The organism is Oleiphilus sp. HI0067, assembly GCF_001635735.1.
The window spans coordinates 1-24,209 of the sequence record NZ_LWFI01001188.1 but is presented as its reverse complement, the minus strand read 5'-3'; the positions used below and the strand labels follow the sequence as shown (position 1 = coordinate 24,209).

Annotated in this window: 26 protein-coding genes and 4 pseudogenes; 10 read left to right on the top strand and 20 right to left on the bottom strand. The window is 44.1% G+C overall.

Annotated features, from left to right (window positions below; translation table 11 throughout):
* Positions 1 to 79: 79 nt before the first annotated feature.
* A complete protein-coding gene (locus tag A3739_RS17615; RefSeq protein ID WP_068477135.1) occupies positions 80 to 385 on the bottom strand; it encodes a LysR family transcriptional regulator substrate-binding protein in 306 nt (101 codons plus the stop codon).
* A gap of 199 nt (positions 386 to 584) precedes the next feature.
* Between A3739_RS17615 and A3739_RS28220 the strand changes: the two are divergent.
* Positions 585 to 884, top strand: a pseudogene (locus A3739_RS28220) (RidA family protein); the annotation flags it as partial.
* Between the two features lie 343 nt (positions 885 to 1,227).
* Here the strand turns inward: A3739_RS28220 and A3739_RS17605 are convergent.
* On the bottom strand, positions 1,228 to 1,584 hold the full coding sequence (locus A3739_RS17605) for a helix-turn-helix domain-containing protein (protein WP_068502254.1): 357 nt from the start codon (positions 1,582 to 1,584) through the stop codon (positions 1,228 to 1,230).
* Between the two features lie 137 nt (positions 1,585 to 1,721).
* On the opposite strand from A3739_RS17605, the gene A3739_RS17600 reads away from it, so the two are divergent.
* From A3739_RS17600 to A3739_RS17585, 4 genes are read left to right on the top strand one after another with little or no spacing between them, the layout of a single operon-like run.
* Positions 1,722 to 2,306: an NAD(P)H-dependent oxidoreductase gene (locus tag A3739_RS17600; RefSeq protein ID WP_068502250.1), complete on the top strand. Its 585-nt coding sequence runs from the start codon at positions 1,722 to 1,724 to the stop codon at positions 2,304 to 2,306.
* 21 nt (positions 2,307 to 2,327) lie between these two features.
* Positions 2,328 to 2,714: a cupin domain-containing protein gene (locus A3739_RS17595; RefSeq protein ID WP_068502247.1), complete on the top strand. Its 387-nt coding sequence runs from the start codon at positions 2,328 to 2,330 to the stop codon at positions 2,712 to 2,714.
* Complete coding sequence (locus A3739_RS17590; RefSeq protein WP_068502244.1) at positions 2,704 to 3,348, top strand: DsbA family oxidoreductase; 645 nt, start codon at positions 2,704 to 2,706, stop codon at positions 3,346 to 3,348. Before A3739_RS17595 ends, A3739_RS17590 begins: the two co-directional genes overlap by 11 nt.
* Before the next feature lie 31 nt (positions 3,349 to 3,379).
* The gene (locus tag A3739_RS17585; protein WP_068501481.1) at positions 3,380 to 3,937 is read left to right on the top strand and encodes a carboxymuconolactone decarboxylase family protein; all 558 of its coding nucleotides are present in this window, start codon (positions 3,380 to 3,382) and stop codon (positions 3,935 to 3,937) included.
* A gap of 67 nt (positions 3,938 to 4,004) precedes the next feature.
* Here A3739_RS17585 and A3739_RS17580 read toward each other — a convergent pair whose 3' ends face one another.
* The 4 genes from A3739_RS17580 to A3739_RS17565 form a co-directional block, all read right to left on the bottom strand.
* Positions 4,005 to 4,961 carry an ion transporter gene (locus tag A3739_RS17580; RefSeq protein ID WP_068502241.1) on the bottom strand — a complete coding sequence of 319 codons (957 nt, stop codon included), beginning with the start codon at positions 4,959 to 4,961 and terminating at the stop codon, positions 4,005 to 4,007.
* Positions 4,954 to 6,123, bottom strand: coding sequence for a low temperature requirement protein A (locus A3739_RS17575; protein WP_231877099.1), 1,170 nt, complete (start codon positions 6,121 to 6,123; stop codon positions 4,954 to 4,956). Before A3739_RS17575 ends, A3739_RS17580 begins: the two co-directional genes overlap by 8 nt.
* Before the next feature lie 122 nt (positions 6,124 to 6,245).
* The gene (locus A3739_RS17570; RefSeq protein ID WP_068502088.1) at positions 6,246 to 6,782 is read right to left on the bottom strand and encodes a redoxin domain-containing protein; all 537 of its coding nucleotides are present in this window, start codon (positions 6,780 to 6,782) and stop codon (positions 6,246 to 6,248) included.
* A gap of 103 nt (positions 6,783 to 6,885) precedes the next feature.
* Positions 6,886 to 7,779, bottom strand: coding sequence for a LysR family transcriptional regulator (locus A3739_RS17565; RefSeq protein ID WP_068502261.1), 894 nt, complete (start codon positions 7,777 to 7,779; stop codon positions 6,886 to 6,888).
* 88 nt (positions 7,780 to 7,867) lie between these two features.
* On the opposite strand from A3739_RS17565, the gene A3739_RS17560 reads away from it, so the two are divergent.
* The 4 genes and pseudogenes from A3739_RS17560 to A3739_RS17545 form a co-directional block, all read left to right on the top strand.
* Positions 7,868 to 8,665, top strand: coding sequence for a CmcJ/NvfI family oxidoreductase (locus A3739_RS17560; RefSeq protein WP_068502236.1), 798 nt, complete (start codon positions 7,868 to 7,870; stop codon positions 8,663 to 8,665).
* A gap of 5 nt (positions 8,666 to 8,670) precedes the next feature.
* Positions 8,671 to 10,008: an aldehyde dehydrogenase gene (locus A3739_RS17555; protein ID WP_068502233.1), complete on the top strand. Its 1,338-nt coding sequence runs from the start codon at positions 8,671 to 8,673 to the stop codon at positions 10,006 to 10,008.
* Between the two features lie 40 nt (positions 10,009 to 10,048).
* Positions 10,049 to 10,828: a 2OG-Fe(II) oxygenase gene (locus A3739_RS17550; RefSeq protein WP_068502230.1), complete on the top strand. Its 780-nt coding sequence runs from the start codon at positions 10,049 to 10,051 to the stop codon at positions 10,826 to 10,828.
* Between the two features lie 40 nt (positions 10,829 to 10,868).
* Positions 10,869 to 11,080 (top strand): annotated as a pseudogene (locus A3739_RS17545) (integrase core domain-containing protein); the annotation flags it as partial.
* A 403-nt stretch (positions 11,081 to 11,483) separates the two neighbouring features.
* On the opposite strand, the gene A3739_RS17540 reads toward A3739_RS17545, so the two are convergent.
* On the bottom strand, positions 11,484 to 12,059 hold the full coding sequence (locus tag A3739_RS17540) for a TetR/AcrR family transcriptional regulator (protein WP_197472401.1): 576 nt from the start codon (positions 12,057 to 12,059) through the stop codon (positions 11,484 to 11,486).
* 116 nt (positions 12,060 to 12,175) lie between these two features.
* Here A3739_RS17540 and A3739_RS17535 point away from each other — a divergent pair.
* A pseudogene (locus tag A3739_RS17535) lies at positions 12,176 to 13,126 on the top strand (NAD(P)-dependent alcohol dehydrogenase).
* Positions 13,127 to 13,176: 50 nt separating this feature from the next.
* Here A3739_RS17535 and A3739_RS17530 read toward each other — a convergent pair.
* The 13 genes and pseudogenes from A3739_RS17530 to A3739_RS17470 form a co-directional block, all read right to left on the bottom strand.
* Positions 13,177 to 14,325 (bottom strand): annotated as a pseudogene (locus A3739_RS17530) (IS30 family transposase).
* A 281-nt stretch (positions 14,326 to 14,606) separates the two neighbouring features.
* On the bottom strand, positions 14,607 to 15,464 hold the full coding sequence (locus tag A3739_RS17525; protein WP_068502224.1) for an EamA family transporter: 858 nt from the start codon (positions 15,462 to 15,464) through the stop codon (positions 14,607 to 14,609).
* A 42-nt stretch (positions 15,465 to 15,506) separates the two neighbouring features.
* Positions 15,507 to 16,256 (bottom strand): phosphonate metabolism protein PhnP, encoded by a 750-nt coding sequence (gene phnP / locus A3739_RS17520; protein ID WP_068502221.1) that lies wholly within the window; start codon positions 16,254 to 16,256, stop codon positions 15,507 to 15,509.
* Positions 16,247 to 16,831, bottom strand: a complete 585-nt coding sequence (phnN, locus tag A3739_RS17515; protein ID WP_082869340.1) for a phosphonate metabolism protein/1,5-bisphosphokinase (PRPP-forming) PhnN — start codon at positions 16,829 to 16,831, stop codon at positions 16,247 to 16,249. Before phnN ends, phnP begins: the two co-directional genes overlap by 10 nt.
* Positions 16,824 to 17,975: an alpha-D-ribose 1-methylphosphonate 5-triphosphate diphosphatase gene (locus A3739_RS17510; protein ID WP_068482049.1), complete on the bottom strand. Its 1,152-nt coding sequence runs from the start codon at positions 17,973 to 17,975 to the stop codon at positions 16,824 to 16,826. The genes phnN and A3739_RS17510 overlap by 8 nt, the downstream gene beginning before the upstream one ends.
* Entirely contained in the window at positions 17,972 to 18,721 is a 750-nt protein-coding gene (gene phnL, locus A3739_RS17505; protein WP_068475048.1) for a phosphonate C-P lyase system protein PhnL, read from the bottom strand. Before phnL ends, A3739_RS17510 begins: the two co-directional genes overlap by 4 nt.
* A gap of 16 nt (positions 18,722 to 18,737) precedes the next feature.
* Positions 18,738 to 19,568, bottom strand: a complete 831-nt coding sequence (locus tag A3739_RS17500; RefSeq protein ID WP_068482045.1) for an ATP-binding cassette domain-containing protein — start codon at positions 19,566 to 19,568, stop codon at positions 18,738 to 18,740.
* On the bottom strand, positions 19,561 to 20,454 hold the full coding sequence (locus A3739_RS17495) for an alpha-D-ribose 1-methylphosphonate 5-phosphate C-P-lyase PhnJ (RefSeq protein ID WP_068482042.1): 894 nt from the start codon (positions 20,452 to 20,454) through the stop codon (positions 19,561 to 19,563). Before A3739_RS17495 ends, A3739_RS17500 begins: the two co-directional genes overlap by 8 nt.
* Positions 20,451 to 21,569, bottom strand: a complete 1,119-nt coding sequence (locus tag A3739_RS17490; protein ID WP_068482039.1) for a carbon-phosphorus lyase complex subunit PhnI — start codon at positions 21,567 to 21,569, stop codon at positions 20,451 to 20,453. The genes A3739_RS17495 and A3739_RS17490 overlap by 4 nt, the downstream gene beginning before the upstream one ends.
* The gene (phnH, locus tag A3739_RS17485) at positions 21,569 to 22,153 is read right to left on the bottom strand and encodes a phosphonate C-P lyase system protein PhnH (protein WP_068482036.1); all 585 of its coding nucleotides are present in this window, start codon (positions 22,151 to 22,153) and stop codon (positions 21,569 to 21,571) included. The genes A3739_RS17490 and phnH overlap by 1 nt, the downstream gene beginning before the upstream one ends.
* Positions 22,140 to 22,667 (bottom strand): phosphonate C-P lyase system protein PhnG, encoded by a 528-nt coding sequence (gene phnG, locus A3739_RS17480; protein WP_068502217.1) that lies wholly within the window; start codon positions 22,665 to 22,667, stop codon positions 22,140 to 22,142. Before phnG ends, phnH begins: the two co-directional genes overlap by 14 nt.
* Before the next feature lie 69 nt (positions 22,668 to 22,736).
* Positions 22,737 to 23,729, bottom strand: a complete 993-nt coding sequence (gene phnE / locus A3739_RS17475; RefSeq protein ID WP_068482030.1) for a phosphonate ABC transporter, permease protein PhnE — start codon at positions 23,727 to 23,729, stop codon at positions 22,737 to 22,739.
* Positions 23,729 to 24,209, bottom strand: a 481-nt coding sequence (locus A3739_RS17470) for a phosphonate ABC transporter ATP-binding protein (RefSeq protein WP_156502657.1), incomplete at its 5' end; no start/stop codon positions are given. The genes phnE and A3739_RS17470, both read right to left, overlap by 1 nt.

Genomic DNA, 24,209 nt, shown 5'->3' with positions numbered 1-24,209 from the left:
CGCAAAAAGAAATACGCTGTAAACGATATTTGCGTTGAGTCATAAAAGTGAATAAATGTAAAAAAGCTAATAATCGTCCCTAATGATGCAAAATCTCCACCTTAAACTCAGACTCAATCGATTGAATAAAGGCCTTAATGGGAACGCTGAGCGCTTGCTCATCTTGATTATTCAGGCACAAACCTATCGTGCGGTTGATATCAAAATCTTCGATTGGGATAAAGTTCAGATCATAAGGGGTTGTTCGATTCGTCATAATCGACACACCAACATTCGCGGCAACCAACGGCAACACAAAATCGTCCCGCTCGATCTGCATGATCGTCTCAGGGTTAATGGATTGATTCTGAAAGGCATCAAATACCTTCTTTGTAGATGGTGGCATTACTGCAGGCTCACATTCAGCATAGGACGATGATGAACATTCGTGACGCTATAAAAAAGAAGGCTTGGTACTTCCAAGCCCTCCTCAACCTGTCGGCAATTATTGCGCGTCATTGATCAGCGGAAACCTGCTTTATATTTCAGGACAACTCCCCTTTGATCAAGGGCAAATGCTTCACATCTGAAAACTCGGCGACACATTATTTCTAGAACAAGGCAAGCAAGTCGCACACATAGCCGCACTAAACGTATTGAGCCAAATTGATGCTGCACTCAAAGATACGCCGTTTCGTTTTAGCAAAATCATTCGCTTAGACGGTTTTATCAACGCCACAGACTCATTCACACAACATGCCGACGTGCTAAATGGCGCTTCAGACTTATTTGCGAAAGTATTAGGTGAGCAAGCAAGACACATTAGAACCGTACATGGCTGCAATAGTCTGCCTGCTGGGGCAAGTGTGGAGTTGGCCGTGACGGTAGAGCTTTCAAGTCAATAAGTGATCGAACTCCCCTATCAACCTGTCTATTTTTTAGAGATTAATGCACGGAAATAGACAAGAGCAGACCTTGGCGGCTCTCTGAACACAATGCCCGCTTCAATGTGTTAGCGGACGTTAAGTCAGGAAAGAAATCTTGGTTCACGGGCATTCACTTTCCTGAGAAAGCAAACATTTTGACTTAGGTTTAGCTGTATATCGACAGATACTTGTTCTTGGTTGAGCGATTGGCAGACATTCACTTATTAAACAAAACTGAGAAAGATTGAATCGGTAACATTCGGTTGAATCTGGAGGTCATTTTACCGGTGAGAGCTGGCGTCGTCGCGACCACCTCACACCACTATAACTGATTTGACTCCGACCAGATACGAAGCTGGTCCAGTATATCCAATGCTGAGCGTCCGAAGTTTGTCAGCTCATAGGTTACGGCTATGGGGCGATCACTAATCACCGTTCGAACGACCATGTCCCGAGCCTCTAATTCCTTAAGCCTTTGATCAATCATTTTCTTACTTGCACCGCCTAACATTCGAGTTAGGTCATTAAATCGTACCGGCCCATCTTTGAGGTGATAGACAATTGATCCGGTCCATTTCCCGCCAATGAAGCGCATGCCTTTTTCTATCGCACAAGGCTCGACACACGCATCATAAACTTTTTTTCGACCATAACTATCTGTTTCTACGCGGCTTTTCATGTTTCTTTACTCATTTTAAGCAGGTTACTAAAAGTATACTAATTGATATGGGGAGGTAGGTAACAATAATATACCTAAAGTGATTAATTAACCACTATTACTTATCCAACAGTCCATACACAGCGAGGAAAGAAGCCATGAGTAATATCTTGATTATCAATGCACACCATAAATATCCATTCTCAGAAGGTCGATTAAATGGCGCTCTGGTCCAAATGGCAGATGAACTATTAAAAGCAAAAGGGCATGAAGCACGAATTGTAAACATCGATGAAGAGTGGAATGTTGAAACTGAGCTTGAAAACCATCAATGGGCTGACACGATAATTCTTCAATCACCCGTGAACTGGATGGGCGTACCTTGGACCTTTAAGAAATATATGGATGAAGTCTATACCGCAGGCATGGGAGGACAATTATGCAACGGTGACGGTCGTCATGAGGATGCTCCCAAGAAAAACTATGGTGCGGGCGGTACGCTCACGGGTAAAAATTATATGTTGTCTCTGACCTTTAACGCACCAAAAGAGTCATTTGATGACGAAAATGAATATCTATTCCAAGGCAAAAGCGTCGATGACTTGTTTTTCCCGATGCATATGAACTTCCGCTTCTTTGGTATGAAAGCGCTTCCCACTTTTGCGAGTTTCGATGTGATGAAAAATGCGGAAGCTGAGAGTGACTTCAAGCGTTTCTCTAAGCACATTGAAGAGAATTTTTAATCCAATCGGGAGTAATTCCTTATGAATACGCGAATTAAAAAGACCATTCTGGGGTTGGTTCTATTTTCGTCCGCCTCAGTTTCGGATGCTCAGGAGGTTCCTTTAGCGCACGTCTCTTCACCCGAGTACTACCATGTGCTGTTGGAAAACGAACACGTACTGGTGCTTAGAATGGTGCTACAGCCAGGAGAGTCTGATATGCCTCATCGTCATCACAACGAGACGGTTTACTTTCAAAAAGGTGGCCAGCTGACAATTACCGAAGAAAACGGAGAGTCCTTTGTCGCAAATGTTCCTGATGGGCACGTGATGTGGCACGAAGCATGGGCACATCAAGTTAGCAATACGGGTGATACTGAAGTAGTCGCAATTATCGTTGAATCAAAGGTAAGCCGCCATGAGCAATAGCAAACAGATTATGATCGATATCTTATCTGATGCTGTATGTCCTTGGTGTGTTATAGGGTATTACAGAATTCAGGCCGCAATCAAAGACCTGGGTATCGAAGACCAAGTCTCCATACGGTGGCATCCATTCGAACTGAATCCCTCTATTGCGGAAGAAGGTGAGAATCTCAGAGAGCATCTTGCAGCTAAATATGGAACGACGATTAACGGAAGTATTGAGGCACGTAAGCGTTTGACGGCTTTGGGCCAAGAGGTGGGCTTTCAATTCAACTACTTCGATGATATGCGCATGTTTAACACTCGCAAGGCGCATTTGCTGTTGAGGTGGGCAGAAGAGAAAGGCAAGCAAACTCAATTAGCCGAATCATTTTTCAGAGCCTATTTTTCGGACCACAAAGATATCTCAAGTAAGGAGGTTTTGCTGCAAATAGTCGCTAGTTTAGGCCTAGATAAAAGCGAAGCCGAAGACGTCTTAGATAATCCTACTTTTCAAACTGAGTTGGTCGAGATTGAGAGAAAGTGGCTGTCTGGAGGTTTTCACGGAGTGCCGGTAGTGATTATTAACGGTGAAGAAGTTCTACAAGGTGCTCAAGAAACCGAAACCTACCGCGAAGCTTTAACTACAGCATCCTAAAGACAGAACTACATAGAACAGAGGAATTTTTATGTTTACATACTATGAAACCAATACTGCGCCAGAAGAGTCGAAATCGTTAATGGAAGCTTCGTTGAAAGGTTTTGGCATGATACCTAATTTGCACAAGATATTGGCAGAAGCACCTGCTACTTATGAGGCTTACAATACTGTATTTAGCCTATTCATGAAAAACACAACCCTGTCGCCGATTGAGCAGCAGGTAGTTTTTATGACTGCGAACTTCGAAAATAACTGCCACTACTGCGTGCCGGGCCATACCTGGATGATGCATTCCGCGAAAATGCCTGAGGAAGTTATCGAAGCATTACGTGAGGGTACTGAGATACCTGACGCTAAGCTTCAAGCTTTGCACGACTATGCTAAAGCACTACTAGATAAGCGTGGTCACATTGGAGATGAAAAGCTACAAGACTTTATTGAAGCGGGTTATACAAAGCGCCAGGCATTGGAAGTATTAACTGGTTTATCGGCAAAGTTGATCTCCAATTTTACCAACGCATTGGCACACACTGAGCCAGATGATGCGTTTAAGAAATATGCTTGGATACATCCTTCACAGCGATAAGATATATATAATCAATAAAGGGGAATTCAGACTTCCTATGAACTACTCCTTTATTGATTAATAACATCTAAGGTGCCTTGAATGGTTTGCCGCAATGTTGGCATGTAGCGCCAATTTTGGTTTCCTTTTCGCTATGAACAGCTTCACGAATATGATCAGCTGTTCTGCGCGAAAGTCCTAGTTGCTTTCTCAATGCCTCAATGTCTTCCTCTTCCTGTTGACAGATTATGCCATCTTCCAGTGCTTTTCTAAACTCTCTTTGGAGGCTGGAACGGCGGCGATGAATTTGCTCATTCAAGCCGCTTGCGATAATGCCTGCGGGTAAGGCTGCCATGCCGATACCAATCACGGTGATAAGTGCTCCGAAGATTTTGCCTGCAACCGTGATTGGAGTGACATCGCCATAACCCACTGTAGTAAGTGTGGCCACGGCCCACCACATGGCTTGGGGTATTGAACCAAACGCATTGGGTTGTACAGTGTGTTCTGCTAACCATGCACCACTTGCAGCAAAGATAAGCATAAGCATGAGAATGAAAAATCCAGCAAAGAAAGCTCCCGCCTCTTCTTCAAATACTGCGAGCAACATTCCCAGAGCAGGTGAGTAACGTGTGAGCTTCAAAAGACGAAGCATACGGAAGGTACGTAGAATGCGTAGATCGATTGGAATGAACAGATAGAGCAACGCAGGTAAGATAGCAAGCAAGTCAATAATCGCAATCGGCGATCGCATCCATGATATACGAGAAGGTGAATCTTGCTTTTCAGGTACGATCCATAAGCGCAACAGGTACTCTAAAATAAAGATGCATAAGGAAATGCCTTCAAATACATTAAAGGCTCCTTCCCAGCTTTGGTAGATGGAATCAACCGTTTCCAAAATAACGGCGCCGACATTGAGTATGATCAGCACAACGAGGGCAACTTCCAGAAGTTTGGGCCCCCAAGCCTCTCTATCAGGCCGTTCCAACCACCAATAGATCTTTGCCCGAAGTTTATTTTTAGATACTAAAATATCACTCATGGCGGAAAGTCATCCACGCGCGCGTTACGGGAATAACTATTTGTGATAGTAATGCAGTCCCCCATATCAGGTTGGCGACAATTGAGGGTACGTGAGGGACAATAAAGAAACATCCTACAGCAACAATAATTCCAAATAATCGGACATCCCAACGACCATGGTCTGATGCGACACGATGCTCGATGACGTTCTTTAGTACCCACAACATGGCAATATATCCCGCTAGCCCGAAGCACCCAATAGCCGCATATTTGGTTGGGTAGGGTTCCCAGAAACCAACTTTTACTTCGGCAGCGAGTGCTACGCCAACCATTACCCCGCAAATCATGAGTGTTAAATGCGCAAGCCACCATTTGACTAATGTCGAAAGCTTATCGTCCTTGGTCTTTCCGTTGCCGACAAAATCAAAATAGATCCAGCACATGATGAACATGGATATTCCGCCAATAACGAAATTGACAAGCACGTCGGAGGAAACTTTATAGATACCTTTTTCGGAAAGTGTAATAACTAACTTAAAAAAGCCTTCGCCGAGAATGATAAGTGTGAGTAGAGAGAAGCGTTCCGCCATATGACCGAGTCGAGGAGCAAAACGTTCATGGCGTAGTACAGAGACTTTCGGAATCATGTAAAGCGTTTGCGTGGCAACCAGAGCCGCCGCAAAGGCCCAGAAAGCATAGGGTTTTGGCAGAAATGCCGTAATGGCAAATATAATGGCGAAACTTGATAAGTTTCGGATCTGCTCATTGCACATCGAGTGTGTTTCTGAATTGTTTCGCCGAGCTCTTACATATAGCATGGCGAGCATTGCTCGATTCGCGGCAAATCCCAGTGCAAAGAAAGCCCATCCTTTCCCTTCAATTGCGGGTATCGCTGCGGCCATAAACATCAATGTACAGATCATTACTGACATAATGATACGATGCCAAATATCCGTGCTGACATAAATAGAGTTGAAAATACTGAGCTCACCCCAGGCATACCACAATGCAATGAAGATTCCACAAAACACCAAGAAGCCATCTATGTTCAAATGGTGTGATAAGTAATTTCCGAGAAGAAAGATTGTGACCACATGAATCAAGTCATAGAACAGCTCTACCCAATGTACGTGGTCATGAGCATGATCTAAATCATGATGGTGTTGGGGCTTTCGCCACATTGGGTGATCTTGTAATGCCATAGGAAAATTGCTCTCTAATACGCAACATGTAGGGGCCTAGGATGACGCAAATCAGGCAGCCACATGTTGTTTTCTAAGTCTTTGTGTGTGGCAATAAGGTGTTAGTTATCGTAAGAAAAGGTTCCGCGAATCGGATAGTTATTGCTACGAATCCACTCTAGGCCCGAAATAAGATTATCTAAATCAGGACGTACAAAAGGATTATTCGATATGTCCACTACTTGAAGCGTTCCATGTTCATTAATGACATAGAGCCCCGGTTCAGCAAACGGGTGATCCGTTTCCTGATCTGAGCGGGGATGTGAGATGTAAAGCCCCAGAGATTTCATTTCTTTTAAAGATAAGCCGTAGAACATCGGGAAATCTACATCCAGCCTACTCGTGTGCTCCTTTAACTGCGCTTTGCTATCACCTGATATAGCGACCAGATCGATATTTATTGCTTCTAAGCGTGGCTTATATACCGTCAATTGATTGAGGAAACGTGTACACAATGGGCAGTGTCTACCTCTGTACACGACAAGCATTTGCCAGTCTTTTCCTTCTAAAGGTTTGCTTAGGTCCCGTGTTGTGCCTTCGAGAGTTGATTTGGTGATCGATGGAAAAGTTGCTCCAGCTTCAAACTTGTATGTGCTCATGAATTTGGCCTCCAATAATGATGACTAGTGAAAACTATTATTGGTGGCTTCGACAGAAAAACAATTAGTTACTTTTTGGTGACCTAGCACGCAATGACCAATTTTATCGGGAGCAGACACTAACTAACTTATTGCGAATCCATTTATGTAGCTGGTCTTGATTACTACGCTGGTGCCAGGCCGCAATGACATCAAACCCTGGAATTGTCCTATCAAGCTCAATTACTTTTAGGTCGTTATCAGGTAGTAGTCGAGATGGAATAAAGCCGCACAAATCACTCTCAGCTATACAGGCTTTTGCGGCGGTAAACGTAGGTACAGACAATACAACGTTTCGCGGATGCCCCTGTTGTTCAAACCAATCATTTGCTGCACCTACAAAGTCACCGCGTGAAGGCGAGACAACTAGCTGGGGGATTTTTGCAATGTCAGAAATAGCCATTTTCTTACTTACCATCGCATTATTCTTTGAAGCCACGCAGGTGTAGCTTTCAGGATACAAATTAAGCGTTGGTAGGTTTGATGGTACGAAGGAAGGGTTGCTAATGACTAAGTCTACTTCTCCGGTTAATAAGGCATTGGTGATCTGATCGATCTCAAGTTTCCTGACTGATAGCTTTACACCTGGCGCCTCTAGGCGAATTATTCTTAATAGCTGAGGCAATATCACTTTCTGTTCAAGGTCCGTTGAACTCAAAGTGAAAGTTCGTGTAACAGTTTTAGGCTCGAAAGTTTCAGGTTCTAATAACGCTTCAATTGACTCAATAATGTGTTCCACTTTTAACTGGAGTGATTCTGCAAATGGCGTGGGGATCACGCCGTTACTGGTTCGCACAAATAAGCGATCATCTAGCGTATCGCGTAACTTACGGAGTTGATCACTCACGGCTTGTTGCGTGACTCCCAGCTGGTCAGCCACGCGAGACAAATTTCTTTCTTGTAACAGAGCTCTTAATACTTGCAGTTGTCGGATATCGATTCTGTTTAAAGGTTTCACTTGTATCACTCATCGGAAGGTCTTGTTTCTAATTGTATCTGTAGATCCTTAAACTCGCATCATCTATTTCTTGTTTGAGGTTCAAACCATGCATGCTGAATACCGAGTGAACTATGCGACACCTGGAATTGATCACGTATATGATCAAACACACCTTGGACCCGGTAGTGAACAGTTAATTGATTCTATCGATCGCAGGGTGGTAAGCGTAAAAGATGGGCGTCTGGAAAACGAAACTTACTCATTAGACAAAAACGGTTTCGAGTTAACGAATCTTGAGCTTGGATTCTCTGACTATGAGAATGATGAGGCTATACAAAGTGTCTTATATCCAAAGGTTGCAGAGTGGTTGCGATCAAGACATGGCGCCAACGTTGTAAAAGTGTTCGATCATACTTACCGCTCTATGAATAGAAATGATCTAAGCGTTCATAATCGTGCACCGGTAAAGACAGTCCATAACGATTACACGTCAAAATCTGCTGATTATCGACGCTTAGAAGAAACCAAGTTAGATCTTGGGTTAAGGTCCAAGCGCTACAAATTCATTAATTTGTGGATTCCCGTTCATCACAAAGTTGAAGAATCTCCGCTCGCTATGGTGGATATGCGCACTGTTGGTCGAGAAGACTATCACCCATTGAAACTAGTCTACCCGGATAGAACGGGTGAGCTGGCGGCGATTTCTTATAACCCGAAGCATCAATGGATTTATTTTTCACATATGGAGCCAGGAGAAGCACTTCTGCTTAAGGTGTTTGATAGTCAAATGCCGTCAGATCTAAATGGTGTTCCTCACTCCGCGGCCGACGAGGTAGTACAAAAGGAATATAGAAACGCACGCAACAGCATTGAATTACGAACAATCGCCTTCTTTGAGGATTAGTAAGCATGTCGTTATTGGAATCTCGTAACCCCCTTAACCAAGAGGTTATAGGACACGTCAGTATTACATCGAATACCGAGCTACATGAAAAGGTATCACTTAGTAGAGCCGCTCAAAGAAGTTGGGCAGGTAAAACTTTAAAGGAGAGAGCTGAGGCAGTTACAGGCGCTTATGCAAAGTTAAGTCCTTATTTGGAGCAGTTATCACAACTCATTAGTTTGGAAATGGGAAAAGATGCTCGTCGTGCAGGATTTGAGGTAAGAGGCGTGCTTCATAACGCGGAATATTTTATCAATAGTGCACTGGATGCATTTAGACCGGAATCATTAGGAGGAAGAAGCCAGATTCAATACCAACCATTAGGAGTGGTTGCAGTAATTTCTCCTTGGAATTACCCGCTGGCGATGGCTAATAACTTGATTATCCCCTCATTGGTTGCCGGTAATAGTGTGATACTCAAACCTTCTGAACATACCCCTTTGGTAGCGGACTTGTTTGTTAAAGCGCTCCAGGAAAGCTTGCCTGAGAACCTAGTACAAATTGTTCATGGTGCTGGTGAAGTGGGTAGAGCACTCGTTAAAGCGGAGATAAATATGGTCGCTTTTACCGGGTCGCTCGAGGCTGGTCGAAACATAATGGCTGGTGCTGCGCTAGATCTGAAAAGGCTTGTAATGGAGCTTGGTGGTAATGATCCAATGATTGTTATGCGCAATGCTGATCTTAAAGCTGCTGCTAGGTTCGCTGTCGCAAGCTCATTCGAAAATGCTGGGCAGATGTGCACCTCTACGGAGCGGGTTTATGTTGATGCAAGTATTGCTAAAGCATTTGAACATGAGGTTGTTGCGGTTGCCAGTCAATATCAAACAGGTCCGTGGAATCAGCCTGGTGTAAATATTGGCCCCATTGTAAACCCTCATCAACATCAAAAAATTGTAGATCAGTTAATTGATGCTGAGGCGAACGGCGCTAGGTTTTTGCTTGGATATGCTCGACAGAAAGCGCCTTATATCGAAGCAACAGTTGTCTCAAACCTTAGTAAAGAAATGCGCCTGGAGAATGAAGAAACCTTTGGTCCAGTAGTCGCCATTGCAGAGTTTGATTCAATTGATGAAGCGGTTAAGCGAGCAAACGACTCGGTATATGGATTAGGAGCCGTCGTGTTTGGCGGTGCAAATGCCAGAGAGGTCGCAGAGAGGCTTGAGGCAGGCATGGTATCCGTTAACCAAGGTGTCGGTGGAATGGGAGACTCACCGTGGGTGGGTGCGAAACAAAGTGGCTTCGGTTTCCACGGCTCAAAAGCTGGGAATCGTCAGTTTACTCAAGTTCGAGTAATGAGCTACTAAAAAATCAGATTGGTAAAGACTGAAGTTCGGAGAATTGCGAATGAGTACAGAAATGAATAGTGACTTTTACGTGGTGGCGCGTGAAGCGGGTGCAGAAAACCCTTCATTACCAACTTGGGCTAACCGTAAATCAAATCCAATTAATTTGGATACCTTATTTGAGATTAACAAGGTGAAGCGTAAAGACATACCAGAGGTTCCAGGCGCGTTTCAGCTGCTGAATGTTTTTACTGAGAAAGAGTGTAAGCGATTTATCGAGATTACCGAGACGCTAGGCTATTTAAAAGATGCGGCGGTGTCTCTACCTAGAGAAATCAGACATAACGATAATCTTACTTGGGTGACTGATGAGGCTACCGATCAGCTTATCTGGGAACGTGTGAAGCACTTAACCAACAATAATCCAGAGATGTTTGATAACCAAGAGGCTGTTGGGATTAATGCACGATTTCGCTTTTACCGCTATAGCGAGGGCGACTTTTTTAAGAATCATATCGATGGAGCGTGGCCTGGCTCACGAGTGGTCAATGAAGAGCTTATTCATAACGCTTATCCAGATCGATATAGTCAGATGACATTTCTCATCTTACTTAACGAAGACTTTGAAGGTGGCGCAACAAGGTTTTTGGTGAACTTAGAAGATTCAACGCAGCCAGCACGAGGAAATGCATCGGTTAAGGAAGTTGATATCCGCACACCTATTGGTGGTGTCCTTTGTTTTCCACACGGGCATCATCCTTTGCATTGTTTACACAGTTCTCAGCCCATCTCTAAAGGAACCAAATATATTATTCGGACCGATTTACTGTTCACCGTATAGCGCGCTGCTTGTGCGAAAAACTTTCGTACTTATTGGTGCTGACATTGAGCACACCAAAACTAAAATCTGCCATCCAAAAACGAACGGAATATGTGAAAGGTTCCATAAAACGATCTTGTTGAAGCTCAATCAACCTACTTGGAGACGTATATTCTATGGTTCGATTGAGGAATTGCAGCATGATCTGGGTGAATGGCTAGTTTACAACAAAGACGAATTCATCAAGGTAAAAAGTGTTGTGGGAGAGCGTGAATGAAAACTTTACTTGATGGTAAATGGATCTAAAGGAAAAATTCTTAAATTGAGTCTGACTTGACAGCTACTATTCGTAAAATCGGATTTTATCAGCTCAAGTTGGAATAACGGCAATTAGTCCATTTTGACCGAGTATTTATCTATTTACTTTCGAGCCTATTTGAACGATAGCTTTTATAAATAAATGTCTGCTTTTCGAACAAAGTGAATACTCAGAATTCCATTCTGATGTCCGAACTTAAGGTCCGATATTGTCTATTTGTGAGGTTTACTTGTAGACATTAGCCGACCTAAGTGTCGCACCGATCACTATACCCGCTTCAAGAGGTTAGGTGACGTTAGCGATATGGTTATTGCTGAACAAACCTGATTCTTCTCACGGTGTATATAATACTGGCCTTCATGACTCTCCATCTATCACTCCAACACAAAACACAACCATTAGTTCTGTCATCCTCTCAATTCCTTCTGGCATAGCCATCCCAGCAATTGAATACCCTTCAATGTAAGGAATAATTAATGAAACCGTTTCGGCAGCACTTTTTTCACTGTGTGCTACGGGGAGTAATTTGGCCATGAGAATACTGGCCATTTCTTTGTAGTACTCAAGTATATATTTTTTGATGGCGTCATTGCGACTAGAGATTGCCCAGTATTCTCTGAAGATTCTACACATGTCAGAGAGATGGACGCCCTGGCTTAGAAATGCGCTGATCAAAGGTGAAAGTTTTTCCTCTAGGCTATTCCGATCTTTTAAAGTGTTGATGCTTCTGAGTTCATCTAAGCATTGTTCAAAGTATCGGTCTGCCATGGCCTTTAACAGTTCGTCTCTATTCTTGAAGTAATACTGAACATTACTGAGTGACATGTCGGCATGACTTGCCACTTGGCGCATGGTCACTCCGAAGCTGCCTTGGTTTTTAAGCATCTCCAATGCTACATCAATTATTTTCTCAGTTTTTGCGTTTAGCTTCACTTTTAGAATCCGGTTAGTTCTTTAAATCAATTGTTGATATTTTAGGTCGTTCGACCTATATTTTCCAGAACTAGGTCGTATGACCTAGTTCTTTGATTGAATATAAAGGAGAACAGATGAAAGCGCTTGTTGTGGAGAATAAAAGTATCAGCCTTAAAGAGGGTTTGAGATTGCCAAAAACAAAAGGCAATGAGCTCCTGGTTAAGGTCGTCTGCGCTTCCGTCAATCAATTGGATGCCGAAAATATTCAGGGGAAGTATGACTTTTTACTTAAGATACTGGGCAGCAATTATCCGGTGAAAACGGGTATTGAGTTTTCAGGTATCGTGGTAGAGGGATGTGGTAAGTTCAAACAAGGTAATAAGGTGTTTGGCTACGTGAACTTGATGAAGGGCGTAAAGGCACATCAGGAATACATTTCAGTAAGTGAAGACTATATCGCGCTCATACCAGATGGATTGAGCTTTGAGCAGTCAGCGGCATTGCCCTTGGGCGCTCTGACTAGCCTAGTCGCGTTGCGAGACATCGGTGGTCTAACTCAAGGCTCGAGAGTCTTAATCAATGGTGCATCAGGCGGCTTGGGGGTGTATGCCATTCAGTTGGCGAAGATCTTCGGTGCGTCGGTGACTGCCATCGCTGGAGCAGAGCAGGAGACCTTCTTAAATTCACTGGGGGCGGATAAGGTCATCAACTATCACGAACAGCCAATCGAAAGCTTAACGGAAACCTTTGATGTCCTGTTAGATCTGTCCAATCAAAAACTATTCAAAGAGATTAAGCATCTTCTGAAAGCAAAAGGACGATTTATACCGGCTGAGCCGAATAAGCATTTGTTGAATATAGTCGCGAGTTTCTTTACTGCTAAGAAAACCAATTATCTGATGGTGGATAGAGGTGATCATGAACAGTTAACACAAATTTCCGAGTAGGTTAAAGAAGGAAAGCTAAAGCCATATGTCGATAGCGTGTATGCCTTTGAAAACTACCAAAGCGCTTTTGATCGACTGCGGGCTAAAGGCAAACAAGGCAGGATTGTGATTAAGATTTCGGGTAATGCAGGTGCTTAACCCTGACGATTCCTAATTGCTTAATACAAGGTCCTGTAATATCGCTGAATTCAATGGATCGCTGCAACACACTCATTAAATCGGTCTGCAGGGGTATCAGACTCCAATGTTTTTCGTATCGAGAGTTTGACTCTCTAGCAATGTTATCCAGTTCTTTTTAAGAGTGAACTGGCAGGTCTGTGCCTTTCAGAAAATAATCTCTCAGTAGGCGATTAGTATTCTCGTTGCTACTTCTTTGCCAAAGGCTCTGAGGATTACAAAAGTAAATCTGAATGTCGGTCGCTAGCGTAGGTTTTTGTTGTGAGCTCATCTCATGGCTACGATCCCAAGTCAGTGGCTTATACAACTCAACAGGTTACTTTTTAGTTTGCTCGATTAACGCATTGATCACCGTATCTGATTTTCTGTCAGCAACCTTAACGAGTATTGAATAGCGAGTGTGACGCTCTACTTACGTCGCTATAAAAGCGTAGTTTTTTTCCTTGTATTAAATCTCCCTCCCAGTGACCTAGTAAAGCCCTGTCTTCGAGCGAAACAGGTCGTTCAAGGATGGAGACTGCATTTGGTATCCCGCCAAGACCTTCTCCTTTTAATGATGAAGTTCTTGCTCTGCGTATTAATCTCTTTGATCTCAATAGCAATTGGAGCTCTTTCTTTAATGCGCCTCTAGCTTGTATGAATAAGCTCTTATAGATCATTTCATGCAACACTTGGTACGATTCAACCTTTGGAAAAGCCTTTTTTAGCCCGCACGATATTTGTTCAGGAGACCACTTCAATCCTAATTTCTTTTCAAGGGGGGGTACTAAATGAGGATTTTCTTTTAACTTACAAAGTTTAGGTCGTTTAGCATCCTCCCAAGCACGACTATCAGCCTTCGCCGCACGATACTTCTTAATTCCTCCATAACGATTAACTTCGCGAGTAATTGTTGATGGGGAACGATTAAGGTTGTGCGCAATTTGACTGATGAATAACTTGGCAACTATACCTTTAGAGATTTCTTCCATTTGTTATTTTGACAAGGCGCACGGCGATCTTTTGCGCTCAGACTGTCTGATGCTTCCTGTCGGTGAAAAAATATTGTATACAGAGCTAGATGATCGACTAATTGAAGTTATTGATTCTCCCTCGCTGTATCTATCCCAGATAAAATCTTTAATTTCTTCAGAATGAAAAATTCTAGTTTTGTAAACCATATCGCTTTGCCTCCATCTTTAGATATAAAAATAGAGTGTTGCGACGATCAATTAAATTTAGATCGAATAGCGAACCTTTGAGATCTGTTTGAACCGACTCTTTCAATCCTCAGATCGCATAAACCCTGACGAAAAGAATTCAGACAAAACCAACAAAAGTAGTTTCATTGCTTAAAATTAGAATGCGGTCAACAACTAAAGAGAACTATGTGTCATAACAGATTTTATCGATCAGTATAAAGGAAACATCGCTATTGCTAATTCCTGGGAGATGAGATATTTCATAGATCGGTAACCACCAAGCCAATTCCAATCGATATCAATACAGAGCATATTAAACGCTTTAAAACCAATTGCTTTTCCTTAAACACCAATATTGAAATGACCGTTGCTAAGACAATACCGCAATTGCTAATGGCTACCGCCGATGAGGCAGGTAAACTGATCATAGCCCGAACAACAAGCGCATATGCAACACCAATAAAAAGACCACCCAATACAACCAATATCGAATGCGGTCTTTTCTCTGGCACAAAAGTGTCGATACTTCTAAATTGTTGAATTGACAAAAAAACGAAAGAAGCGAAATACCCAACCGATATATAGCCAAGTTGAGCACTAAAACTGGGTAGATAGTTGACTGCTACTTTGTCGCTCAGCGAATAAATGCTCGTACCTATCGCCGCAAGTGATGCCCATTTCATCGCTGGGACAGTGCGCTCGCCCGGGTCAACCTTAGCTAATAGCCATAATCCAGAAATACTAAGGAAAATGCCCGCCATGCCCCATAAGCCTAACTGTTCATCAAATAGTAACCATGCCCAAAGCGCTATTAAAACTGGAGAACTTCTGGCAATTGGATAAACAAACGATACGCTAGCCAGGTGATAGGCACGTCTAAGAGCGAAGAAATAAAATACATTAGCTACTGCGGAAAAAAAAAGGGCGATTATGAGTTCAGCGTTCCATTGAGCCTCGATAACCAAACTGGTTATTGCCCAAGGCGCAAAAATAAGCGTATGGGCCAATAAGCCCCACCACAAAAAATTTGCGCGCGGATCCGCTAAACGAGTCATTACGTTCCATGCGACATGCATTAGAACCGATAGCGTCAACAATGCGAAGGCATTATCGATCATGGGCTACTCCCTAGTTGACCCGTTTATGTGCTTGGAATGTGCTCATAACGTTAAGGTCATGCCATCATAGCCAGCAATGACATCACTAGGCAGCTTATCTCCGTGCTGCTTTAACCACCTATCAAAGTCGTGCCCAATGTGAGTCATGATCGTCTTTCGTGGTCCAATAGAATCGTGTAAGGCCAAAGTTTCGTTGAGATTGTTGTGGTTTCTATTGTCAACATCAGGTGGAGAACTTGTATCAATAATCAGATACTCCAAATCGGTAGAAGTGAGATATTCAAGCACTTTAGGCGGTAAGCCTTTTGTGTCGGTGAAATACGCCACCGATTTCCCGGCACACTGGAATAAATACCCATAGGTGAGTTTTGAATGAATTAGAGGTAATGAAGTCACCTCAAGATTTTCCAATTTTAGAGTCGCGTATTTCTTTTGATGGATAAACTCGAGCAAGCCGGGGTGTTTGTACAAATCAGCGCAGCCATCCTTATCGGGGGGACAAAATACCGAAATGTTGGGCTCTTTCCCCCAGCGGATATGAAACAAACCCTGTACGTGATCAGGATGAAAATGTGTTAGAAATATTGCATTCAGAAAAGACGCTTCAAATCGCTCGCCAATATCCATGATTCCTGCATCGATAAGGTAAGCCGCACCTTCAACTTCCAGCAATGCGCTAGCTGGCCTTCTCCTGAGTGAAGGATCTGATTTCGCTGCACTACAAACCGAACATTGGCAACCAAACAGCGGAACTCCGCCTGCCGCCCCCGTGCCCAAGAGCGTTATTTGCATAGTGATGCAGCCTCTTTGGCACAAAGTTTCCTTGTCACAATCATTTCAAATAGTTTCTCACCCGCCTTCTCCAAAGAATGATTATTTTCAACATAAGGAATGCTCTGGGATAGAAGAAGATTTTCGTCTTGCTGTGCTTTAGCAAGCCGTTTTTCAATCTGCTCTTCAGACTCCCTGCCACGGGAAACCAGGCGGTCTCGCAGTATGTTGGTATCAACATGAATCAATATCGGATACAGCATATCGAAACGTTTGCGCGCTACAGATAAATACGAGCGAGAGCCGTTAACCACTACACTAATCCCGCGGCTTAACCACTTTTCCACCTCAATGCCGATACCATAGTGTGTGCCATGACTGTACCAATCCATAGAAAAGAATCCCGCTTCTTTGCGATGTATAAATTCATCCTCCGATAAAGCGACATGGTTCTCCCCCCCAGCATCAGCTTGTCGCGTGATATAACGGTGAGCAAAGGCGATACCGTGCTCAGGACGACAGCGTTGGCGCAGGTAGTGGATTAAAGAATCCTTACCCGCACCGGAAGGGCCGATGATATAAAACAACCTAGCCATGGTCATATTGCACCTGAAAAACCAGGTCTCCCGCGCTCCAAGTACGTGAAATTTGGGGAAGACCACCGGGCTGCCCAACGGCAATGAGGTCTGCCCTTTTTCCTGAAGCAATTTCACCACGGTCTTCCAGCCTTGCCGCCTTGGCCGGATTGTAAGTCACTAGTTTAATTGCCTCCGCTAATGACATGTCGACTAGTTTAGGAATCTCAAACACAGCCACAATCAAAGCCGCAGGAGAATAGTCTGCACACAGACAGTCAGCCACGCCATGCTCTATGGCTTCGATCGCTTTCATTGAACCTGACTGACTCTTTCCTCGCAAAATATTAGGAGCGCCAAAGACGGTTGCCATATTAGCTGATTTAGCAGCTTTGGCCGCTTCCAAGTTAATCGGAAATTCTGAGATATCTGCGCCAATTTCTCTCATCGTCGCTACTCGTTCAACTGATTCATCATCATGACTAGCCACTGAAATATTACGTTGATGAGCAAGCGTACTGAGCTCTTTCATACGTTCAAACGCTCCAGCAGCCGAGCTTACCTTGCGTTCAACAATATCATCAATTTCGGCTTCAGTTTTCTTATACGTGCGACTCAAATAATTCTTGTAAGCTGCCATGTCCTTGAACTGCCCCTGACCTGGCGTATGATCCATCATTGAAATCATGTGCATCGCATCCTCCTCAAGCAATTTCTTGAGAATTGGCACACCGGTTTCGTCTGTAATTTCATATCGGCAGTGAACACGATTATCCACCAAAGCATGTGGTTGCCATTCATGCACAGCGCGCGCAACATTTGCAGCAAAGTCATTGTTTCGCACGCCAAGTTCTTCATGCGCAAAAGACAAGGCATGATAAACAGTCGTGATCCCGGCAGCCGCATTGCGTTTATCTGCCTGAGCACAGGCAAAATCTAGAGGAAAGTGAACATTCGGGCGCGGTTCAACTTCTTTTTCCAGAGCGTCGCAATGAATGTCTATCATGCCAGGCATCAAGAGATCTCCCTGTAAATCGATCACTTGCTCCACAGAGACTTCATCAGGATTAATCGAGTGAATAAAACCGTCTTCAATCAGCAAAGAGGCATCGTTTAATATTTCGTCGCGTAGTACGATTGAAGCGTTCGTAAGCAGTGTCTTCATGCGTGAGTCATCTCTAGTAATTGGTCTACGGATTTAGGAATTTGGAGTTCAACGACGTGCTCCGCCATTTTTTCAACCAGTGCTGGATCATGAAAAATAGCCAGCATGGCGACGCCTTGCTCTTTCAACTTCTGCAATTCACCCAGCACCACGTCGGTCGTAATGGGATCTAGACTGGAGGTAGGTTCATCAAGCAGCAGCAATCTGGGCTTGGCTACCAAGCTTCGTGCTAGATTGACTCGCTGTTTCTCGCCACCGGAAAAGTTTGCCGGAGATAAACTCCATAACCGTTCAGGTAAATTCAAACGTGCCAGCATATCGCGAGCACTATCCAGCGCTTCGTGCATGCTTGCACCACGTTTCAAAAGAGATTGAGCGACAATAAACTCGCTAGGTTTGCGCGGTAATATGTGAAGAAACTGCGTGACAAAACTAATCTCATCCTGCCTTAGCTGTAGTATCTGGTGCTCATTGGCTTTCGCTAAATCGATCTTATGACCCTTCGCTGTTTGATAGAGTATTCGCCCATAGGTAGGTAAATAGGTTCGATAAATTCCCTTGAGTACACTTGATTTACCTGAACCAGTCGGACCGATAAGCGCAGTAAGCTTCCCTTTATAAACAGAAAGCTCTACATTTTGCGAAGACGGGATAACTTTCCCCTGTTCGTGCAAGACAAACTTCTTTGCATAACGTTGAACACGAAGTAAGCAGTCGTTATTAGGGTTAATTGAAGTATTGATCATAATATCCGCCCCCCTACTATAGTGCCGAGGCAACAAGACGTTGCGTGTAGGCATGCTGTGGGTCTTCGAGTACTTGATCCGTTAAGCCCGACTCAATCACTCGACCGTATTTCATCACAAGTGTTCGCCCAGCAAGCAGACGAATAACGCCAAGGTCATGGGTCACCACAATCATGGCGGTTTCCATCTCTTGCTGTATTTCCATAATCAAGTCGAGAATGGCCGCTTGTACGGATAGGTCTAATCCCGTTGTCACCTCATCAAGAAATAACAGTGGAGGATACGTCGACAAGGCTTTGGCGATTTGAACTCGCTGCTGCATACCGCCAGAGAAGGTTTTGGGCAATGCATCGATTCTTGCTGTCGGCACCTCAGTACGATGCAATAGTGATCTTGCACGCTCTCTTATATGGCTGTAATTACTAACACTAGACATCAACAAACGTTCAGCAATATTGCCACCCGCTGAAATATCAAAGTTCAATCCCAAGTAGGGGTTCTGATAAACCATACCAAAACGCAGGCTAGCCAGTTGACGTTGCTGAGCGGAATTCAAATTGAATAAGTCGTATTGTTTACCTTCATCATAAAAAACAGCGCTACCTGAACTAGGTTCTTCATCAAAATAAAGACACTTCACTGAGGTTGATTTGCCCGAACCAGATTCGCCCATAATCCCTAAGATTTCGCCTTTATATAGATCAAAAGAAAGATCATGAGCCGCAACAACACTCCCGCAACTAGGGCATATGTTGGTATCCGCCTCAGGCCCCGTTAGTTCAAAACAATCAGAACAACCATTGCCATACACTTTCGATAAATTTCTGACTTCTAGTACCTTATCCATTCACCGCCTCCTTTTGCCTACACTCATTCTTGGCGGCACGAGCTGCTGCAAACTTTTCACAATAATCGCTGTCTGAACATTGATAGACTTTTTGACCATTTGTAGAGTCCACAAATTCATCAAGAAAACTGCTGGTCGAACCACATTTCTTACAGGCGCGACGGTTTCCGTGTTCGTCATCAAAATCTTCTACACGAAACGGCACATCGTCAAAAGCCAGAGGATCAGCATTTGTGTAAGGAGGGACGGCATAGATTTTTTTCTCACGACCCGCTCCTAGCAAAATAAGTGATTTTGATTGGTGTATCTTAGGAACATCCCAACGAGGTATCGGTGACGGGTCGATCACGTAGCAGTCATTAATACGAGTAGGATATCGATGTGAAATCGTAATCTCTTGATACTTCACTAAGTCTTCGTATAGCTTAACTAACAAGCGTGAGTAATCACCCTCTCCATGCATCTGCTTGCGTTTGTCTTCGGAGGGTTCAACAATTACCAGCGGGTCGGGATATGGTACCTGCAGGACCAATATTTGATCCTCACGTAGCTCTTTTTCCGGAATACGATGACGAGACTGAACAATATCAGCCTCTTCTGTATCCGTCGTTGTGTCGATACCTGGGCAGGTCATTTGGATAAATTCACGAAGATTGACCGCATTAACTGAATCATCTGATCCCTGGTCAATCACTTTAAGGGTATCGTTTTCACCAATCAGCGATAATGTGAGTTGCAGCCCGCCGGTACCAAAACCTCTTCCCATTGGCATTTCCCGACTTGAATACGGTACTTGGTAACCAGGAATAGATATGGCTTTTAGGGTACAGCGCCTGACTTCTTTCTTTGCATGCTCGTCGAGAAATCCAAAATTGTATTGACTCATGACTCTGCAGCCTCCCTTTGCTTATTTTGGGTCGCTCTCAATCGATCCATATCTGACTGGAACGTCACGTAGTGAGGCATTTTGTAATGAGAGCAAAAGCCCATAGAGTCCACGCCATCGACATGCAGCAATACAAATTCAGGATCTTCTGATGGATTTGATGGGCCGTCTCGCATCCCTTTCTGAAGCGCACGATCCAAGATCGCCATACTAATTGCTTTCACTTCATTGTGCCCAAAGCACGCGCCATAGCCTAAGGTGAACATGGCCTTCTTATTGGCCCTTTGCCCATCTTGCTCATCCTCGTACATGGCCACGACTTCGCATTCAGTCACTTCCACTTCGCCAATTTCAGTCAATTCACCGGTAATCGGGTGAGGTAGCATCACAGGCACATAACCCACACGTAATTCCGCAACGGTAGGATGTATATCGCCGTAACCTCGCATATTTGAATAGGCCATGGCGAGTAATGAGCCCTGCTCTGCCCTAGCCATTGTGGCTAATGCCGCGGACCTCGGAACTGGAAAAACCAGCGGCTCACGCGTGATATCAAAAGGATCATTAGAACTATGCTGTTCAGATTCAGGAGGAAGAAGCCCCTGCTTTCTCAGTTCATCCAGCACTTTTGGAAAGGTATCCGGTACATTTGCCTCAGGTATATCGGCAAACCATTTCTTGGCAATCGTTTGAAAGGTTTCAGGCGACTCATCAAACATTTCCATTCGCATTAATCTAAGCTGATAGTCGGTGGTGGCACCTAACATTTGACCATTTGGAATATCTTTAAAGGCAGACGAAATTCGACGCGTAACACGCATTCTGCTAGTATCGGTTAACGGTGTTTCTAATAATCTGGGAACTGTTGATCGATAAGCCCTGAGCGCAAAAGATGCTTCAAGTGTATCGCCATGAAACTGCTTTATTGCCAACGAAGCTAAGTCTGGGTGAAAAATCCCTCCTTCAGAAATAACGCGGCTGTGCAGAAGTCTTAGTTGATGACGAATCGATTCAGAATCAATCGCCTGCTCTCCTTGCCTCGCTCTAAGGTAATCGAACGCACCTTCAGCACCTCTAAGTGCCTGGCCGCCACCTTTTACTGCAACATATGCCATTAAATCACCTCCACTTGTGTCGTGCGTGGTAATGCAATGAAGCTTTCCTGGTCACATAGAATAATATCGACACCGAGAGGAAAGGCGGAACACCAACTATTTCTTCGCTCTAGCCAGGCCTGATCAAGTCCATCAATCTCTAGTGTTATCTTGCCGTTCACGCCTGGCCCCATCAATTGCAGCTTTAAGTCACCTCGACCAATGGCCGTTACATTGATGATCAGCGTGGCTGATTGCTCCGGATTAGCGAGTGAACCTAACTTAGGGTCGTGGACGATACATTGCTGCCCCTTCGCAATGATGAAGTCGGCAGTCTCAAGGTCTGTTTTATCTGCCTGCAACATTCGCCAGTCACTTTCCGAGATTAAGGACTCAGGATCTGACACCGATACTTGAGAATCCGCCAATGTCGCCAACAAGGGCAAAAAGCCACCGACTGTCTGTCTTGAATCAACCTGAGAAGCCTCAGAAGACCTTCCGTAAAGAAGCGTGTTTTGCTGCCCTGGTCGAGACATGGCATTAAGTAACTCGCGATATTGTTGCTGCTGTAATTGAGGCAGCCACAAGGAATCAACTTGCAACATTGGATGCTTCCTCCTTCCTATCAGAAGCTTGATAGCCTGGTTCGTCATTAGTATCTAAAGCATCTTCAAGAAGCGAAAAGTCAACGCGCGTACTCGACAAGATTTTTCTACGAGCTGACTCCCTTTCTTCGAACAGACGCTGCCCTTCATCGAGCAAAGCAGCAACGAGATCAAATCCGACTAGCTCCTCCGCCAAGACCGCATCACAAATAGCCAGCGTTTCTGCGTATTCAATATCATCATGCATTACGTTGGCGGCCCCCTGTACAACTTGACCTGACTGAGTCGTGATTTCTATCCATACGCTTGATAGCGGAAACTCGCCAAGAAAGAAGGCTTCAGATAATGTGCTTTCTTTCAGTTTCAATGCCCCTAAACCTGACTGAGGAGGACTGACCGGTTTAATTAACCAGTCCTTTGCAAGACCCTGGACTTGCTCGACTAAGTCAGATCGTTTAATCCTGCTTAAAGCTTTAATCCATTCTGATCTAGGCAGTTCTAAGTTCTTTCTCATTTGCATTTCTCTTCTAGATATCTAGACAACACCAGGCAAAAGAAAGCTTTTGCTCGTTGTTAGGCCCAACTACAATGTCTTTTTACGCAGCTTTTGCGAGCCATATTCCAATATTAAAACGGTGATAAAAATGACCAAAAGAATGGTCGATACATGGTCGTAATCAAACAAATCCCAACGACCTTTTAATTCCATTCCAATACCTCCGGCGCCGACGATGCCAAGCACTGTTGCCGTTCGAATATTTCGTTCAAAGATATACTGAACATACGCAATCCAAGCTGGCAGAACATGAGGAAACACAGCGTAACGCAGTACTTTAAGGCTTCCGCTACCCGCTGATTTGAGCGCTAGCTGAGGCCCCGTGGGTGCATTCTCAATTTCATCGGCAAAAAACTTACCCAAGACACCGCTTGTATGAATAGCCAAGGCTAATACACCAGCGATAGGGCCAAAGCCGTACATCAGCACGAGAAACAGCGCGATAATTAGCTCTGGCATTGCTCGATGGAAACTAAGCCAGAAACGGGCAATGGTGTAGAAAATACGGTGAGGGGCATAGTTTTTCGCTGCGAGAACCCCCAAAGGAAGGGAGATCATAATTGAGATCAGGGTGCCCCAAAAACCCATTTCGATGGTTTCCCACATTTTGAAAAGCACTTTCTGTAAATAACCGATTGGTTCAACCAGAAACTCGGTTTCCTCGACCGTCCATGTATCTTCTAATGCGTCATATTCTCTCAATTCACCTTTTTCTGTATAGGCAAACCATGGAAGATTATCCTTATCAAACTCATCGATTCTCGAGATTTCTGTTCTTTCAGAAATTTGAACCGGAAATGCTTTACTGGCAAAACGAACAGCGCCGTCTAGTACTTGCGAATCACCGATGCCTATAGCTGATGCAATGGCTTTTGAAGTTTCGACTGCCGCTTTGTCCATTTCGGTATTGTGTGCCGACAAAGACAAGATCACGAAAGCGACGAAAACAATAAATATACGTTTTGGCGTAACGGCTTGATGCAAGGGCCACTCTTGCCATTGGCGTTGCTTTGATTGCATCAGGCGGCTACCTCTTCAAGTGCAAGCTCGCTTTTCTCCTGCCCTTCCGTTTGAGTAAAGGCATAGATCGCTCGTTGTGTTTGGTTGTCTAATTCAGCAGGCGAGCCATCAAAAAACACCTCACCGGCACGCAACGCGACAATTCGATCGGCAAACTCCAAGGCATAATCCAACTGATGTAAGGTACAAACGACAGTCGCACCGTGATGCTTGGCAGCAGCTTTTAAGCTATTTAAAACACTACGACTCATCGCAGGATCTAAACTGGCAACAGGTTCATCTGCTAATACCACTTTCGGGCTGGAAACAAATGCTCTGGCTATCGCAACACGTTGCTGTTGACCTCCAGAAAGCTCCGAAGCTCTGCGCATCAAGTGCTTCTTTTCCAAACCTACTTCATTGAGCAACTCAAAAGCTTTCAACTGATCTTCTTTAGGAAAGGACTTCAATAAGCTGCGTAAAAGACTCTTGTCTGGCAAC

Bases quoted from the DNA above. Each gene is read 5' to 3' on its own strand.
- A3739_RS17615 (WP_068477135.1), bottom strand. From the start codon at position 385: ATGCCACCATCTACAAAGAAGGTATTTGATGCCTTTCAGAATCAATCC.
- A3739_RS17605 (WP_068502254.1), bottom strand. From the start codon at position 1,584: ATGAAAAGCCGCGTAGAAACAGATAGTTATGGTCGAAAAAAAGTTTAT.
- A3739_RS17600 (WP_068502250.1), top strand. From the start codon at position 1,722: ATGAGTAATATCTTGATTATCAATGCACACCATAAATATCCATTCTCA.
- A3739_RS17595 (WP_068502247.1), top strand. From the start codon at position 2,328: ATGAATACGCGAATTAAAAAGACCATTCTGGGGTTGGTTCTATTTTCG.
- A3739_RS17590 (WP_068502244.1), top strand. From the start codon at position 2,704: ATGAGCAATAGCAAACAGATTATGATCGATATCTTATCTGATGCTGTA.
- A3739_RS17585 (WP_068501481.1), top strand. From the start codon at position 3,380: ATGTTTACATACTATGAAACCAATACTGCGCCAGAAGAGTCGAAATCG.
- A3739_RS17580 (WP_068502241.1), bottom strand. From the start codon at position 4,961: ATGAGTGATATTTTAGTATCTAAAAATAAACTTCGGGCAAAGATCTAT.
- A3739_RS17575 (WP_231877099.1), bottom strand. From the start codon at position 6,123: ATGTGGCGAAAGCCCCAACACCATCATGATTTAGATCATGCTCATGAC.
- A3739_RS17570 (WP_068502088.1), bottom strand. From the start codon at position 6,782: ATGAGCACATACAAGTTTGAAGCTGGAGCAACTTTTCCATCGATCACC.
- A3739_RS17560 (WP_068502236.1), top strand. From the start codon at position 7,868: ATGCATGCTGAATACCGAGTGAACTATGCGACACCTGGAATTGATCAC.
- A3739_RS17555 (WP_068502233.1), top strand. From the start codon at position 8,671: ATGTCGTTATTGGAATCTCGTAACCCCCTTAACCAAGAGGTTATAGGA.
- A3739_RS17550 (WP_068502230.1), top strand. From the start codon at position 10,049: ATGAGTACAGAAATGAATAGTGACTTTTACGTGGTGGCGCGTGAAGCG.
- A3739_RS17525 (WP_068502224.1), bottom strand. From the start codon at position 15,464: ATGATCGATAATGCCTTCGCATTGTTGACGCTATCGGTTCTAATGCAT.
- phnP (WP_068502221.1), bottom strand. From the start codon at position 16,256: ATGCAAATAACGCTCTTGGGCACGGGGGCGGCAGGCGGAGTTCCGCTG.
- phnN (WP_082869340.1), bottom strand. From the start codon at position 16,831: ATGGCTAGGTTGTTTTATATCATCGGCCCTTCCGGTGCGGGTAAGGAT.
- A3739_RS17510 (WP_068482049.1), bottom strand. From the start codon at position 17,975: ATGAAGACACTGCTTACGAACGCTTCAATCGTACTACGCGACGAAATA.
- phnL (WP_068475048.1), bottom strand. From the start codon at position 18,721: ATGATCAATACTTCAATTAACCCTAATAACGACTGCTTACTTCGTGTT.
- A3739_RS17500 (WP_068482045.1), bottom strand. From the start codon at position 19,568: ATGGATAAGGTACTAGAAGTCAGAAATTTATCGAAAGTGTATGGCAAT.
- A3739_RS17495 (WP_068482042.1), bottom strand. From the start codon at position 20,454: ATGAGTCAATACAATTTTGGATTTCTCGACGAGCATGCAAAGAAAGAA.
- A3739_RS17490 (WP_068482039.1), bottom strand. From the start codon at position 21,569: ATGGCATATGTTGCAGTAAAAGGTGGCGGCCAGGCACTTAGAGGTGCT.
- phnH (WP_068482036.1), bottom strand. From the start codon at position 22,153: ATGTTGCAAGTTGATTCCTTGTGGCTGCCTCAATTACAGCAGCAACAA.
- phnG (WP_068502217.1), bottom strand. From the start codon at position 22,667: ATGAGAAAGAACTTAGAACTGCCTAGATCAGAATGGATTAAAGCTTTA.
- phnE (WP_068482030.1), bottom strand. From the start codon at position 23,729: ATGCAATCAAAGCAACGCCAATGGCAAGAGTGGCCCTTGCATCAAGCC.